This is a genomic window from Caulobacter sp. FG121 (assembly GCF_057809815.1).
The window spans coordinates 240,744-254,439 of the sequence record NZ_JBMDKR010000006.1 but is presented as its reverse complement, the minus strand read 5'-3'; the positions used below and the strand labels follow the sequence as shown (position 1 = coordinate 254,439).

General features: G+C 68.3%; 14 protein-coding genes. 13 read left to right on the top strand and 1 reads right to left on the bottom strand.

Going from position 1 to position 13,696, the window contains the following annotated elements; all coding sequences use genetic code 11:
* From ACODSL_RS16010 to ACODSL_RS15965, 10 genes are all read left to right on the top strand, one after another.
* On the top strand, positions 1-137 hold a 137-nt coding region (locus ACODSL_RS16010; RefSeq protein ID WP_488901717.1), incomplete at its 5' end, for a Flp family type IVb pilin.
* Positions 138-394: 257 nt separating this feature from the next.
* The gene (locus ACODSL_RS16005; protein WP_488901711.1) at positions 395-559 is read left to right on the top strand and encodes a Flp family type IVb pilin; all 165 of its coding nucleotides are present in this window, start codon (positions 395-397) and stop codon (positions 557-559) included.
* A 133-nt stretch (positions 560-692) separates the two neighbouring features.
* A complete protein-coding gene (locus tag ACODSL_RS16000) occupies positions 693-1,214 on the top strand; it encodes an A24 family peptidase (RefSeq protein ID WP_488901710.1) in 522 nt (173 codons plus the stop codon).
* 141 nt (positions 1,215-1,355) lie between these two features.
* The gene (gene cpaB / locus ACODSL_RS15995; RefSeq protein WP_488901709.1) at positions 1,356-2,243 is read left to right on the top strand and encodes a Flp pilus assembly protein CpaB; all 888 of its coding nucleotides are present in this window, start codon (positions 1,356-1,358) and stop codon (positions 2,241-2,243) included.
* Positions 2,240-3,721, top strand: coding sequence for a type II and III secretion system protein family protein (locus ACODSL_RS15990; RefSeq protein ID WP_488901708.1), 1,482 nt, complete (start codon positions 2,240-2,242; stop codon positions 3,719-3,721). The genes cpaB and ACODSL_RS15990 overlap by 4 nt, the downstream gene beginning before the upstream one ends.
* Before the next feature lie 4 nt (positions 3,722-3,725).
* Positions 3,726-4,409: a CpaD family pilus assembly protein gene (locus tag ACODSL_RS15985; RefSeq protein ID WP_488901707.1), complete on the top strand. Its 684-nt coding sequence runs from the start codon at positions 3,726-3,728 to the stop codon at positions 4,407-4,409.
* A gap of 3 nt (positions 4,410-4,412) precedes the next feature.
* Positions 4,413-5,876: a CpaE/TadZ family protein gene (locus ACODSL_RS15980; RefSeq protein WP_488901706.1), complete on the top strand. Its 1,464-nt coding sequence runs from the start codon at positions 4,413-4,415 to the stop codon at positions 5,874-5,876.
* Between the two features lie 6 nt (positions 5,877-5,882).
* Positions 5,883-7,412, top strand: a complete 1,530-nt coding sequence (locus ACODSL_RS15975; RefSeq protein ID WP_488901705.1) for a TadA family conjugal transfer-associated ATPase — start codon at positions 5,883-5,885, stop codon at positions 7,410-7,412.
* Positions 7,413-7,415: 3 nt separating this feature from the next.
* On the top strand, positions 7,416-8,396 hold the full coding sequence (locus ACODSL_RS15970) for a type II secretion system F family protein (protein ID WP_488901704.1): 981 nt from the start codon (positions 7,416-7,418) through the stop codon (positions 8,394-8,396).
* A 10-nt stretch (positions 8,397-8,406) separates the two neighbouring features.
* Entirely contained in the window at positions 8,407-9,399 is a 993-nt protein-coding gene (locus ACODSL_RS15965) for a type II secretion system F family protein (protein ID WP_488901703.1), read from the top strand.
* Here ACODSL_RS15965 and ACODSL_RS15960 read toward each other — a convergent pair.
* Positions 9,396-10,616, bottom strand: a complete 1,221-nt coding sequence (locus ACODSL_RS15960) for a M20 metallopeptidase family protein (protein WP_488901702.1) — start codon at positions 10,614-10,616, stop codon at positions 9,396-9,398. The two genes, ACODSL_RS15965 and ACODSL_RS15960, sit on opposite strands and share 4 nt — an antisense overlap.
* A 66-nt stretch (positions 10,617-10,682) precedes the next feature.
* Here ACODSL_RS15960 and ACODSL_RS15955 point away from each other — a divergent pair, with 66 nt between their 5' ends.
* The 3 genes from ACODSL_RS15955 (at position 10,683) to ACODSL_RS15945 (ending at position 13,659) form a co-directional block, all read left to right on the top strand.
* Positions 10,683-11,663 carry a threonine ammonia-lyase gene (locus tag ACODSL_RS15955; RefSeq protein WP_488901701.1) on the top strand — a complete coding sequence of 327 codons (981 nt, stop codon included), beginning with the start codon at positions 10,683-10,685 and terminating at the stop codon, positions 11,661-11,663.
* A complete protein-coding gene (locus ACODSL_RS15950) occupies positions 11,663-12,865 on the top strand; it encodes an alanine racemase (RefSeq protein ID WP_488901700.1) in 1,203 nt (400 codons plus the stop codon). The genes ACODSL_RS15955 and ACODSL_RS15950 overlap by 1 nt, the downstream gene beginning before the upstream one ends.
* A gap of 62 nt (positions 12,866-12,927) precedes the next feature.
* A complete protein-coding gene (locus ACODSL_RS15945; protein WP_488901699.1) occupies positions 12,928-13,659 on the top strand; it encodes an SDR family NAD(P)-dependent oxidoreductase in 732 nt (243 codons plus the stop codon).
* Positions 13,660-13,696 lie beyond the last annotated feature (37 nt).

The following is a 13,696-nucleotide window of genomic DNA, read 5'->3' as shown; positions in this document are numbered from 1 at the left end:
AGGATGAATCCGGCGCCACGGCTATCGAATACGGCCTGATCGTCGCCCTCATCGCTGTCGTCATCATCACGGCCGTGACGACCCTCGGCACCAAGCTCAACACCGCCTTCACGACCATCAACGGCAAGCTGACCTGACACCGGTCAACTCTACCGTCGAAGACAGGGGGCCGCGGAGAAATCCGCGGCCCTTTCTGCTGCTGGAAGCCCAACAAGTTATTGAAATATTACGATAAAAAGTCCGGGATTTTGTTTCGCGTATCAATGATCGATTCACGATCGGGGCCCATAGTGACCCTCGAAGGCCGGACAAGCTTCCTGCGAAGTTTCCTGGCCCTGAGACAAGAATTCAAATCGACCCGCCCCGGCGGCCGGTCACATCAAGGAGCTGCACTATGACGAAGTTCATGACCAAGTTCGCCAAGGATGAATCCGGCGCCACGGCTATCGAATACGGCCTGATCGTCGCCCTCATCGCCGTCGTGATCATCACGGCCGTGACGACCCTCGGCACCAAGCTCAACACTGCCTTCACGACCATCAACGGCAAGCTGACCTAACATCGGTCAACTCTACCGTCGAAAACAGGGGGCCGCGGAGAAATCCGCGGCCCTTCTGCTTTTCTGGCCGGGCGTCAACCAAAGGTTCACTCCGGCGCGCGAGACTCCCATCGAGGACTTTTCGCGGACAGCCATGATTCACCTGATCCAGATCGCGCTGCTGCTGGCGTTCCCCGCCCTGGTCATCATCGGGGCCATGCGCGACGCCGTCAGCTTCACCATTCCCAACTGGATATCGATCGCCCTCAGCGCCGCCTTCCTGCCGACCGCGCTGATCCTCGGCGCCGAACCGGGACAGATCGGCCTGGCCCTGCTGATCGGCGGCGGAACCCTGATCGCCGGCATGGGCATGTTCGCCGTCGGCTGGATCGGCGGCGGCGACGCCAAACTGTTCGCGGCGGCCGGCCTGTGGATGGGCCTCGGCGCGCTGCTGCCCTACCTCCTCGTCACGGCGCTCGCCGGCGGAGCGCTGGCGGTGACCCTGCTGGCGCTCCGGTCGGTCTGGGTGCGCCCTCTGGCCGCCCGCGGCCCCCAGTGGATCGGTCGACTGGCGACGCCGGGCGAGAACGTACCTTACGGCATCGCCATCGCCTTCGGCGCACTCGCGGCGTTTCCGGAAAGCCTTCTGTCGACCCTCGCCCGCGGCCTTTCCTGAGGCCGGCTTAGGTCGGCGTTAACCATGCCGACCCGAAGGTAGGCCGCCGCCAGAATGGGCGGTGACGAATCGCCCGCTCGCCCGGGCCAGACTGGCCGGGCCTGACACAGTTTCACCCCTCCACGGGGCCTTTCGAGTTTCATGAGCGCCGTCCGCCTGTTCATCCTGGTGATCGCCGCAATCGCCGCCATTGCGCTGGCGTTTGTCGTGCGGGGCGCCTTTGCGCCCAGAAAACCGGACTCGGCGCCGGCGACGACGGCCGCCTCGGCGACGCCCGCCGCCACGCCGATGGTCAAGGTGCTGGTCGCACAGCACGATCTGCCGGTCGGAACACGCCTGACGGCCGCCGACCTGACCTGGCAGGAATGGCCCGCCTCCAACATCAACGCGGCTTTCATCACCGATGGCGCAGGGCCCCAGGTCGCGCCGACCGGCGCGGCGGGGGCGGCGAAGAAGGCGGCTGACGCCGCCGGGAACCTGTTCGGCGGCGCCGCGATGCAGTCGATCATCGGGGCCGTCGTCCGTGAACCGGTGTTACAGGGCGAACCGGTCATCGCCCGCAAGATCGTCAAGGCGGGCGAGGGGAATTTCATGTCCGTGGTCCTGACGCCCGGCATGCGCGCCATGGCGGTGCCGGTCAGCGTCGACAGCGCCGCCGGGGGCTTCATCATGCCGGGTGACCGGGTCGACGTGGTGCTGAGCCGCGACGCCGGCGACAAGGGCATCACCACCGGGACCGTCCTGCGCAACCTGCGGGTCCTGGCCATCGATCAGGCCGCCGAACCGGCCAAGGACGCCAAGACCATCGTCGGGGCCGTCGCCACCCTCGAGGTGGCCGCATCAGACTCCGAAGTCCTCGCGGCGGCGCAGGCCGAAGCCAAGAAAGGCGGATCGCTCGTGCTCGCCCTTCGCGCCTACACCGACGCCGGCGCACCGGCGGGAAGCGGCGGCGGCGGTCCAAGCGGACCCGGCCGAACGGTCCGGGTCTTCCGGGCGGGACAGTCCAGCGAAGTGACGGTGTCACGATGACCAGGATCCGGATGACGCGCATCGCCGCCCCCGCCCTCATCGCCGCGGCCCTTCTCCAGGCCGCGGCTCCCGCCGTTCAGGCGCAGGACCTGCCGGTCCAGGCGCGGGCGCTTTCCGGCGGCGTCGGCGCCGGCCCTGCCACAGTCCGCATCGACCTGGGCGCCGGCGGCGCGGCTCGCAACCTGGCCCTGCCCCGCGGCAAGTCTGCGATCATCGATCTGCCGGTGGATGTCCGGGACATCCTGATCACCAATCCGGCCGTGGCCGACGCCGTTCTGCGGTCGCCGCGCCAGATCTATGTGCTGGGCATGTCGTCCGGCCAGACCGACGCCGTCCTGTTCGACGCCGCGGGCCGTCGCATCCTGTCGCTGAACATCCGGGTCGATGCCGATTTCGGGGCCCTGGCCGAGACCATCAACCGCGTGCTGCCGGGCGCCCGTGTCCAGGTCGAGCCCATCGGCGACGCGGTCATCCTGACGGGCATGGTCGCCAACGCCGGCGACGCCGACAAGGCCGCCCAGATCGCCCTGCGTTACGTGTCCAAGCCCGAGCAGGTGCTGAACATGCTCAGCATCGCCGGCAAGGACCAGGTGATGCTGCGCGTGCGGGTCGTCGAGGTCCAGCGGAGCGTCATCAAGCAGCTGGGCGTCAACCTGAACGCCATCCTGCAACAGGGCAGCGGCGCCATCACCCTCGCCCAGACGGCCGCCTTCAGCATCAACGGCTCGCTCGGCGGCGGCATCACGGTCGGCGGGAACTACACCGGCTCCAACACGCCGGCCGATATTCTCAACGGTTCGATCCGGGCCTTCGAGCGGGTCGGTCTGGTCCGGACCCTGGCCGAGCCGAACCTGACCGCCGTGTCCGGCGAAGCGGCCAAGTTCCTCGCCGGCGGCGAGTATCCCGTGCCGGTGAACCAGGACGCCAGCAACGGCTCGGTGACCGTCGAATACAAGCCGTTCGGCGTCGGTCTGGCCTTCACGCCCGTCGTCCTCTCCGGCGGCCGCATCTCGCTGAAGATCTCGACCGAGATTTCAGAGCTGACCACCCAGGGCGCCTTCACGCTCGGCAGCTCGTCGAGCGGCACCAGCCTGACCATCCCCGCCCTGACGGTGCGACGGGCCGAGACCTCGATCGAACTGCCCTCAGGCGGGTCGATGATGATCGCCGGCCTGATCCAGCAGACCACCCGCGAGAACCTCGACGCCCTGCCTGGCGTGGGCTCTGTGCCCATCATCGGCTCGCTGTTCCGGTCGCGCGACTTCCTGTCGGGAGACACCGAGATGGTGGTGATCGTCACCGCCTACATCGTCGACCCCAACAATCCCGGCGCCTTCCAGACGCCGGCCGACGGCCTGCAGTTCGCCAGCGACGCGGACACCATTCTGTTCGGCAAGCTGAACAAGACCGTCGGCGCCCCGCCCGGAGCCAATGCCGGGCGCGCCTACCAGGGCCCCATTGGTTATGTGATCGAGTAGCGCCATGACGTCATCCCGCACCCGACTGACGCCCGTCCTCGCCACCCTGGCCCTGACGGCCTGCGCCTCCGGCCCCGCCCCGGCCGCCGGACCGGTCGCGCCCATGCCGCTGGACACCTGGTCCGCGCGGGTCCAGGTCGTGTCACAGCCGGACGAGATCCGCCTGGCGCCCCACCCCACCGGTCTTTCAGGGACCCAGGCCCGCGCCCTCGTCGAATTCCAGAGCCGCTGGACCCTCGCCGAAGGCGGCGTGATCACGGTCGCCGCCCCGACGGGCGACCAGAACAGCGGCGCCTATCAGGTCAGCGCCGACGCGCGCGCCTTCCTCGTCAGCCAGGGCGCCCGGCCGGAACTGGTGCGACTGGTCGGCTATGACGCCGGCGGGGTCCAGAACGCCCCGGTCATCGTCGGCTTCCAGCGCTACGCGGCCGTCACGCCCCGCTGCGGCGCCTGGACCGCGACGACCAACACGGCCTCCAACCTGCCGTATGGCAACCTCGGTTGCGCCGTCAGCGCCAACATGGCCGCGCAGGTGGCCAACCCCGGGGATCTCGTCGGCGCGCGGCCGATGGATCCGGCGGACACCGGGCGCCGCACGACGGTGCTCGGCAAGTACCGGAACGGCGAAACGACCTCCACGGCCAAGGACGAACAGGCGTCCGGCGCGGTTTCGACGGCGGTGCAGTAGACCATGCCGCCAGGACTCAACGATCAGGACCCCTTCGATCTGGGCTTCGACGCCGACGACGATTTCGCCTCGACCACGAGCGATCCGTGGCGTGAGACGACGTCCGACAGCGACGGCCCCGATCCGTTCGCCAGCTTCCCGCTGGCCCGCCAGACTGGCGAGGAAGATCCCTTTGCCGAGCTGACCCCCTCGGTCATGCCCGCGGTTGAGGGCGGTCGCCCCGCTGTCGGATACGCGCCGGAAATCGCCTCGTCGGGCGGTGACGGCCTCGGCGACGTCAGCGTCCCGCGCATCTCCATTCATGTCTTCTGCGCCCGGCCGGACACGGCTGAACTGGTCGAGCAGGCCGCCGCCGACCGGCGGATGGCGCGCGCGGCGACGTCCATTTTCCCGGGCGGCGTTCAGGCGGCCGTCGCGCAGTACCAGAACCAGCCGACCCCTTCGCTGGTCGTTGTCGAGAGCCTCGATCCAGCGCCGGAACTACTGGCGCAGCTCGATCTGCTGGCGGAGGTCTGTGACCCCGGCACCAAGGTCATGACCATCGGGTCGGCCAACGACATCGCCCTCTATCGCGAACTGATGCGCCGCGGCGTGAGCGAGTATCTGGTTCCCCCGCTCAGCCCGCTGCAGATCATCCGGTCGATCACCAGCCTCTATGCCGACCCGACAGCGCCGTTCATCGGCCGTCAGATCGCCGTGGTCGGCGCGCGAGGCGGGGTCGGCGCCTCGACCATCGCCCACAACCTCGCCTGGTGCCTCGCGGAGCGGATGCAGACCGGAACGGTTCTCGCCGACTTCGACCTGCCGTTCGGCACCGCCGGCCTGAACTTCAACCAGGACCCGCTGCAGGGCATCGTCGACGCCCTCGGCCAGCCGGACCGCCTCGACCCGGTGCTGATGGACCGGATGATGGCGCGCGTCACCGACCGTCTGTCGCTGTTCGCCGCCCCGGCGACCCTGGATCAGGACTTCGACATCCATCCGGACGCCTTCGAGGAGGTCGCCCAGAAGATCCGGGCGGCCGCGCCATTCGTCGTGCTGGACCTGCCGCACACCTGGAGCGGCTGGCAGCGCAAGATGCTGATCGGCTCGGACGATCTGGTCATTGTCGCCACCCCCGACCTCGCTTCGCTGCGTAACGCCAAGAACGTGATCGACCTTGTCCGCCTGGCGCGCCCCAATGACGTCCCGCCCCGGCTGGTGCTCAACCAGGTCGGCGTGCCCGGCCGCCCGGAGATTCCGGTCAAGGACTTCGGCGAGGCGCTCGGCATCGCGCCGTCACTGGTCCTGCCCTTCGAGCCCAAGGCCTTCGGTCAGGCCGCCAACCACGGCCAGATGATCGGCGAGGTCGCCCCGAAATCAAAGGCGGCGGAAGGCATCGAGCAACTGGCCCGTCTCGTCGCGCGGCGCGAACCGCCGCCCCAGCAGAAATCGTCGCTTCTCGGCGGCCTGTTCAGAAAGAAGTAGTCCAGCGTGTTCGGCAAAAGGTCCGATGGCAGCGCACCGCCGGAGCGGAGGGCGCCTCCGCCCGCGTCCGAGGGCGCGCAGATCGCCACGCGGCCGCAGCCCGCCGCTGCCCCGCCGGCCGGCGGGGCGTCCTCTCGCGCCCACGAGCCGCACAATCCTGCGACGGCCCCCGCCGGCCCCCAGCGCACCAAGCCGAAGGAAATGAAGGGTCTGGACCAGCTGCGTTCGGCCCAGGGCCCGACGGCGCAGATCGTCCGGGAGCAGAGCGACTATTACCACGCGACGAAGACGACGATCTTCAACGCCCTGCTCAACACCATCGACCTCAGCCAGCTGGCCCAGCTCGACCAGAAGTCCGCGGCCGAGGAAATCAAGGACATCGTCGCCGAGCTGGTGGCGATCAAGAACGTGCAGATGTCGGTCGCCGAGACCGAGCATCTCGTTCAGGACATCATCAACGATGTTCTGGGCTACGGGCCGCTCGAGCCGCTTCTCTCGCGCGATGACATCGCCGACGTGATGGTCAACGGGGCCAACCGGGTGTTCATCGAAGTCGGCGGCAAGGTCCAGCTGACCAACGTCCGGTTCCGCGACAACGCCCAGCTGATGAACATCTGTCAGCGCATCGTCAGCCAGGTCGGCCGCCGCGTCGACGAAAGCTCGCCGATCTGCGACGCACGCCTGCCGGACGGCTCGCGCGTCAACGTGATCGCGCCGCCGCTGGCGCTGGACGGGCCGACCCTGACGATCCGGAAGTTCAAAAAAGACAAGCTGACGATGAAGGACCTGGTGGATTTCAATTCCATCAGCCCCGAGGGCGCGCGGGTTCTGGGCGTCATCGGCGCCTGCCGCTGCAACATCGTCATCTCCGGCGGCACCGGCTCGGGCAAGACGACCCTGCTCAACACCATGACCGCCTTCATCGACCCGACCGAACGGGTCATCACCTGCGAGGACGCGGCCGAACTTCAGCTGCAGCAGCCGCATGTGGTGCGTCTGGAAACCAGGCCGCCGAACCTTGAAGGCCAGGGCATGATCACCATGCGCGACCTGGTCAAGAACTGCCTGCGGATGCGTCCCGAGCGGATCATCGTCGGCGAAGTCCGTGGTCCGGAGGCGTTCGACCTGCTGCAGGCGATGAACACCGGCCACGACGGCTCGATGGGCACGCTTCACGCCAACAGTCCCCGCGAAGCCGTCAGCCGGATGGAGTCGATGATCACCATGGGCGGCTACGGCCTGCCCTCGAAGACCATTCGCGAGATGATCACCGGCTCGGTCGACGTGATCATCCAGGCCGCCCGCCTGCGCGACGGCAGCCGACGCATCACCCACATCACCGAGGTGGTCGGACTGGAAGGCGACGTGATCGTCACCCAGGACCTGTTCGTCTACGAAATGACCGGTGAGGACGACAATGGCCGGGTGCTGGGCAAGTTCCGTTCGACCGGCATCGCCCGTCCGCGCTTCTGGGACCGCGCCCGCTACTACGGCCTGGAGCGTGAGCTGGCCGAAGCCCTCGATGCGGCGGAATAGACCATGACCATGGTCCTTGTCGCCGTTCTGGCCTTTGTGACCATCGCCGGGCTGGGCTTCGTCTTCGCCGGCGGGGATTCCGGCAACGCCCGCGCGGCCAAGCGGGCCCAGGCGCTCGTCAGCGGCGGCCCGGCGGCGAGCCGCGTTCGCAACGCCAGGGCGGCGGCCAACACGCCCGAAGCCCGGCGCAAGGCGATCCTCAAGACCCTCAAGGACCAGGATCGCCAACAGAAGAAGGCCACGCTGTCGATCGCCGCGCGGCTGCAGCAGGCCGGGCTGGCCTTCACCGAAAAGCAGTTCTGGATCACCAGCGCCGTGTTCGGCCTGGTTATCGGCGCCATATCCCTGCCGTTCGGCAAATCGCCGCTGATCGCGGTGGGACTGGCCTTCGCGGCCGGGCTGGGCCTGCCGCGCTGGATTGTCGGCTTTCTCGCCAAGGGCCGGATGAAGAAGTTCACCGAGGCCTTCTCTGACGCCATCGACATCATCGTGCGCGGCATCAAGTCGGGCCTGCCCGTCCACGACTGCCTGAAGATCATCGGCAAGGAATGCCCCGAGCCGCTCGCCGGCGAGTTCCGTCGCCTGGTCGAAAACGTCGGCATGGGCATGGCGATGGATCAGTCGCTGGAGAAAATGTACGAGCGAATGCCGACCAACGAGCTGCGCTTCTTCGCGATCGTCCTGGCCATCCAGCAGAAAACCGGCGGCAACCTCGCCGAGGCGCTCAACAACCTTTCGGTCGTGCTGCGCGGCCGCAAGCTGATGCGCGAGAAGATCAAGGCTCTGTCGTCGGAAGCCATCGCCTCGTCGTTCATCATCGGCAGCCTGCCCCCGGGCGTGGTGACGATGATCTCGGTGACTTCGCCCAAGTACATGGCGCCGCTGTTCACCGACCCGCGCGGGCACCTGATCCTGATGGGCGCGGTGATGTGGATGAGTCTTGGCATCTTCGTGATGCGCAAGATGATCAACTTCAAGTTCTGAGGGCGGGCCGATGGATTTCGTCCAGCTTCTCACCGACCCCGACAATGTCCTGACGGGGTTCGTGGCCATCGTCGCCTTCGCCACCATCGTGACGCTGGTCCGGCCGATGCTGTTCACGTCCAGCCTGGAGAGCCGGCTCAAGTCGGTGTCCAACCGCCGCGAGGAACTGCGCCGTCGCTCCCGGGAGGAGATGGCCAAGCGCGCCTCGGGCAGCAGCCTGCGCCAGACCGACGAAGGGCTGTACAAGAAGGTCGTCGACCGCCTTCAGCTGTCACGGCTTCTGGAAGACCCCAAGGTCGCGGAAAAGATGGCCCAGGCCGGCTTCCGCGGGCCCCGTCCGATCAGCGCCTTCTACTTCTTCCGCTTCGTCATGCCGTTCGTGTTCGCCATGGCGGCGGCCTTCTATCTGTTCGTGGTCAACGACTTCGGCCTGCCGACCATGAGCCGGTTCACGATCTGCGTCGCCGCGCTGCTGCTCGGCTACTACGCGCCCAACGTCTACATCAGCAACGTGGCCCAGAAGCGCCGGGAATCGATCGTCCAGGCCTTCCCCGACTCGCTCGACCTGCTGCTGATCTGCGTTGAAAGCGGGATGTCGATCGAGGCCGCGATCCAGAAGGTCAGCCAGGAGATCGGCGGCACCTCGATCGAGCTGGCCGAGGAGCTGACGCTGGTCAGCGCCGAGCTGAGCTACCTGCCCGAGCGCCGCCAGGCCTACGAGGGCCTGGCCCGGCGCACCAACCATCCGGGCATCAAGGCCGTGGCCACGGCGATGATCCAGGCCGAACGCTACGGCACGCCGCTGGGCACGGCGCTGCGGGTCATGTCCAAGGAAAACCGCGAGCTGCGCCTGTCAGCCGCCGAGAAGACGGCCGCCGCCCTGCCGGCCAAGCTGACCGTGCCGATGATCCTGTTCTTCCTGCCGGTGCTGTTCATGATGATCCTCGGCCCGGCGATCATCACCGTGCAGGACACCCTCGCGAAACAGCACTCGGGCGGTTAGTCGCTCAGCGCGCCGGCCAGCACGGCCTCGGCATAGGCGCAGTGCATGGCGATGCCGCGCGCCATGACCTGTTCGTCCAGCGTCATCCTGTTCGAATGCAGGGCGCAGCAGCTGCGGTAGTCGCCGCCGACGCCAGTCGGCGCGGCGCCGAGGAAGGCCATCAGGCCGGGGACCTTCTGCAGGACGTAGGAGAAGTCCTCCGCGCCCATCATCGGCGTCTTCATCGTCATCCAGGCGCTGTCGCCATAGAGATCCTGGGCCACCCGCTCGGCCAGATCGACCTCGCGTCCGGAGCAGACGGTGACGGGGAAGCCTTTCTCGATTTCCACCTCGGCGACGCAGCCGTGGGCGGCGGCGATGTTTTCGGCGACCTTGCGGATCCCTTCATGGGCCGCCTCGCGGGTGTGTTCGGACAGGGTCCGCACCGTTCCCCGCATGTAGGCGTACTCGGGGATGATGTTGTAGGTCGTGCCGCCCTCGATATGGGCGATGGTCAGCACCGCCGGATCGAACACCGAGATGGTCCGGGTGATCATGGTCTGCATCGCCGTGACGATCTCGCAGGCGACAGGGATCGGGTCGATGGCGTCCTGCGGCATCGAGGCGTGCCCCCCGGCGCCGATGACCTTGATGCGGATGCTGTCGGACGACGCCAGCAGTGGCCCGTGCCGACCGGCGAACACGCCCGTCGGCATGTTGGGCGAGATGTGCAGCGCGAAGGCCGCGTCGGGCAGCGGGTCGATCAGGCCGTCGTCGAGCATGAAGCGGGCTCCGTGATGGCCCTCCTCGCCCGGCTGGAACATGAACATCACCGTCCCGGCCAGCTGGTCCTTCTTCGCGCACAGCGCCCGCGCCGCGCCGGCCAGCATGGCCACATGGGTGTCGTGACCACAGGCGTGCATCGCGCCGGGCGTGCCGGACGAGAAGTCCAGCCCCGTGTCCTCGGTCAGCGGCAGGGCATCCATATCGCCGCGCAGCAGCACGGTGCGACCGTTGGGCGAGCCGCGCAGAATGGCCAGCACGCCTGTCGTCGACGGCCCCTGTCGGATCTCCAGCGGCAGGCCTTCCAGAGCCTTCAGCACCTTGGCCGTCGTCTTGGGCAGATTCAGTCCCAGCTCGGGTTCGCGATGGATCGCGCGGCGCAGTTCGATGGCGTCATGCAGCAGCGCGTCGCCGGCGGCGGTCCAGCCTTCGCGGTCGATGGTCAGGGCGTTCATAAATCGACTCCGGATGTGATTGCGCTCACCGTCGCCCTTTTTGTCGCATCGGTCTAGGAGAGGGGCATGAGCACCGTGACCTTCGCTGATATCGAAGCCGCCGCCGGACGCCTTGAGGGCCTGGCCGTCAGGACTCCACTGGTCGAGAGTCCGGCGCTGAACGCGCGCCTCGGCGCCCGCATCCTGCTGAAGCCCGAGACGCTCCAGCACGCAGGGGCCTTCAAGTTCCGTGGCGCAATGAACAAGATCTCGCAGCTATCGCCCGAGCAGCGCGCCCGCGGCGTGGTCGCCTGTTCGTCCGGAAACCATGCCCAGGGCGTGGCGCTGGTGGCGCGGATGCTCGGCGCGCCGGCGGTGATCGTCATGCCCGCCGACGCCCCGGCGATGAAGGTGGCCAACACCCGCGGCTATGGCGCCGAGGTGATCCACTACGACCGCTACAGCGAGGATCGCGACGCCATCACCCGCGACATCTCCGCGACGCGCGGCATGACCATCGTCTGGCCATTCGATGACGAGGACATCGTCGCCGGCCAGGGCACCGTCGGGCTGGAACTGGTCGGACAGGCGAAGGAGCTCGGCGCGAGCCTCGACGTGGTGCTGACGCCGGTCGGCGGCGGCGGTCTGGCGGCGGGCGTGTCCACGGCCGTGAAACACCTCCAGCCGGGCGCCCAGGTCTATGGTGTCGAGCCATCCGCCTTCGACGACACGGCACGGTCGATGGTCAGCGGCCGGCGGGAGGCGATCGACCCGGCGGCCCGCTCGATCTGCGACGCCCTGCAGAGCCCCTCGCCCGGCGCGATCACCTTCCCGATCAACCAGCGCATGCTGGACGGAGTTCTGACCGTCACCGACGCCCAGGTCGCCGAGGCGATCCGGTATGCCTACACGACGCTCAAGCTGGTCGTGGAGCCGGGCGGAGTCGTCGGACTGGCGGCCCTTCTGGCTGGGGAGCTGGACGTGTCCGGCCAGACAGTCGGCATCGTCCTGTCCGGCGGCAACATCGACCCGGCCCTGTTCAGCCGCATCCTCGCGGGAGACCTCTGATGATCCCCGGCTTCGTCCCACCCCAGACACCGCTGCTCGTGGTCCTGCGCTCGGCGCTCGACCACAACCTGGCCACCATGCAGAGCCGCTGCGACAGGGCCGGCGTCCGGCTTCGCGCGCACGGCAAGACCCACAAATGCTCGACGCTGGGGCGCCTGCAGGTCGCGGGCGGCGCTGTCGGCCTGTGCGCCCAGAGTGTCGGCGAGGCCGAGGCCTTCGTGAGAGGCGGCATCCGTGACGTGCTGGTCACCGCGCCGCATCCCGACTGGGGCTCGGCGCGGCTGGCGGAGCTGGCGAAGGGCGGCGCGCGCATCGGCGCGACCGTCGACGACGCCCGCCAGATCGAGCGGCTGGGCGCGGCGGCCCGCGCGGCGGGTGTGACCCTCGACTGCGTCATCGACATCGACCCCGGCACGCACCGGACCGGCGCCCATCCGTCCAAGGTGGTGGCGCTGGCGGCCCTGGCGGCGGCGACCGAAGGGCTCAACTACGCGGGCGTGCAGGCCTATGCCGGGCATCTGCAGCACATGGACGACATCGGCGCCCGGCGCGCGGCCGACGATGCGGTCACGGCCAGCCTGGCCGGTGTGGTCGAGCAGCTGCGACAGGCCAACCTCGCCCCCGGCGTCGTCACCGGCGGCGGAACCGGGACCCATGCCTGGGATCTCGACTCAGGCGTTTTCACCGAAATCCAGGCCGGCTCCTATGCGGTCATGGACGTCGAGTATGAAGCCTGTGGCGGGCCCGAGGGCAGCTGGCCCTTTCAGCAGGCCCTGTTCGTCGTCGCCGCCGTGGTTTCGACCAATCACAAGAGCCACGTCACGATCGACGCGGGCTTCAAGGCCTTCTCCAGCGACGGCCCGCCCGCGCGCATCGCGGCGGGCGCCGCCGACGGCTCGCTGTGGCGACCGATGGGCGACGAGCACGGCATGATCATCCACCCGTCCGGCCTGCCGGCCCTGAAGAGCGGGGACTTCATCAACGCCGTCGACGCGCTCGACGCCGACCCCGCCGCGCCCTGGCCCGAAGACGCGCCGAAGCCGGGTGGTCTGGTCTGGCTGCAGCCAGGCCACTGCGACCCGACGATCAATCTCTACGACGCCCTGCACGTCGTCTCTGACGACGGCGCCATCGAGCGCTGGGCGATTGATGCGCGGCGAACCAGCCGCACCGGCGTCTTCTCCCGGGCCGGAGAAGTCTGATCAGGCTCTTGCGCTCTCCCCGGGTCAGCCGTGCAGACTGCTGAAAACGACGGAGCGGCGCGATGAACGACCTGGATTTCAGCGGCAAGCGGGTGCTGGTTGTCGGCGGCACCAGCGGTATCGGCAACGGCATCGCCCAAGCCTTCCGCGCGCGCGGCGCGGCCGTCGCTGTCTGGGGTACGCGGGACGCCTCTGACTACAGGATCGAGGACGGTTCGGACCTCAACGGCCTGACCTTCGCTCGCATCGACGCGTCCGACAGCGAGGCGGTCGCCGCGTCGGCCTCGCCGTTCGACGGCCTGGACGTGCTGATCCTCGCCCAGGGCACGGTGCTCTACCGCAAGGGCGAGTTCGAGATGGACGGCTTCCGCAAGGTGGTCTCGGTCAACCTCGACAGCATGATGGCCTGCGCCATGCGCTTCCTCGCCGACCTGAAGGCGTCGAGCGGAAACATCATCACGGTCAGCTCGACGTCCGCCTACCACGCCACGCGCGGCAACCCCGCCTACAACGCCTCCAAGGCGGGCGTCGTGGCCCTGACCCGCACGCTCGGGCAAGCCTGGGCGACCGACGGCGTGCGCGTCAACGGCGTGGCCCCGGGACTGGTCGACACCAAGCTGACCAAGGTCACCACCGAGCATCCGGACCGGTTGGCCGGCGCCCTGCGCGGCATCCCGATGCACCGGCTGGGCACGCCGGCCGACATGGCCGGGGCCGCGCTGTTCCTCGCCTCGCCGCTGGCCGGTTACATCACCGGTCAGACGATAATCGTCGACGGTGGTCTGACCCTCTAAATGGGTGGTTTGCGGTGAGCGATTTCAGACGATAGGG

Excerpts from the sequence above, each read along its gene's own strand:
- ACODSL_RS16005 (WP_488901711.1), top strand. The coding sequence starts at position 395 with ATGACGAAGTTCATGACCAAGTTCGCCAAGGATGAATCCGGCGCCACG.
- ACODSL_RS16000 (WP_488901710.1), top strand. The coding sequence starts at position 693 with ATGATTCACCTGATCCAGATCGCGCTGCTGCTGGCGTTCCCCGCCCTG.
- cpaB (WP_488901709.1), top strand. The coding sequence starts at position 1,356 with ATGAGCGCCGTCCGCCTGTTCATCCTGGTGATCGCCGCAATCGCCGCC.
- ACODSL_RS15990 (WP_488901708.1), top strand. The coding sequence starts at position 2,240 with ATGACCAGGATCCGGATGACGCGCATCGCCGCCCCCGCCCTCATCGCC.
- ACODSL_RS15985 (WP_488901707.1), top strand. The coding sequence starts at position 3,726 with ATGACGTCATCCCGCACCCGACTGACGCCCGTCCTCGCCACCCTGGCC.
- ACODSL_RS15980 (WP_488901706.1), top strand. The coding sequence starts at position 4,413 with ATGCCGCCAGGACTCAACGATCAGGACCCCTTCGATCTGGGCTTCGAC.
- ACODSL_RS15970 (WP_488901704.1), top strand. The coding sequence starts at position 7,416 with ATGACCATGGTCCTTGTCGCCGTTCTGGCCTTTGTGACCATCGCCGGG.
- ACODSL_RS15965 (WP_488901703.1), top strand. The coding sequence starts at position 8,407 with ATGGATTTCGTCCAGCTTCTCACCGACCCCGACAATGTCCTGACGGGG.
- ACODSL_RS15960 (WP_488901702.1), bottom strand. The coding sequence starts at position 10,616 with ATGAACGCCCTGACCATCGACCGCGAAGGCTGGACCGCCGCCGGCGAC.
- ACODSL_RS15955 (WP_488901701.1), top strand. The coding sequence starts at position 10,683 with ATGAGCACCGTGACCTTCGCTGATATCGAAGCCGCCGCCGGACGCCTT.
- ACODSL_RS15950 (WP_488901700.1), top strand. The coding sequence starts at position 11,663 with ATGATCCCCGGCTTCGTCCCACCCCAGACACCGCTGCTCGTGGTCCTG.
- ACODSL_RS15945 (WP_488901699.1), top strand. The coding sequence starts at position 12,928 with ATGAACGACCTGGATTTCAGCGGCAAGCGGGTGCTGGTTGTCGGCGGC.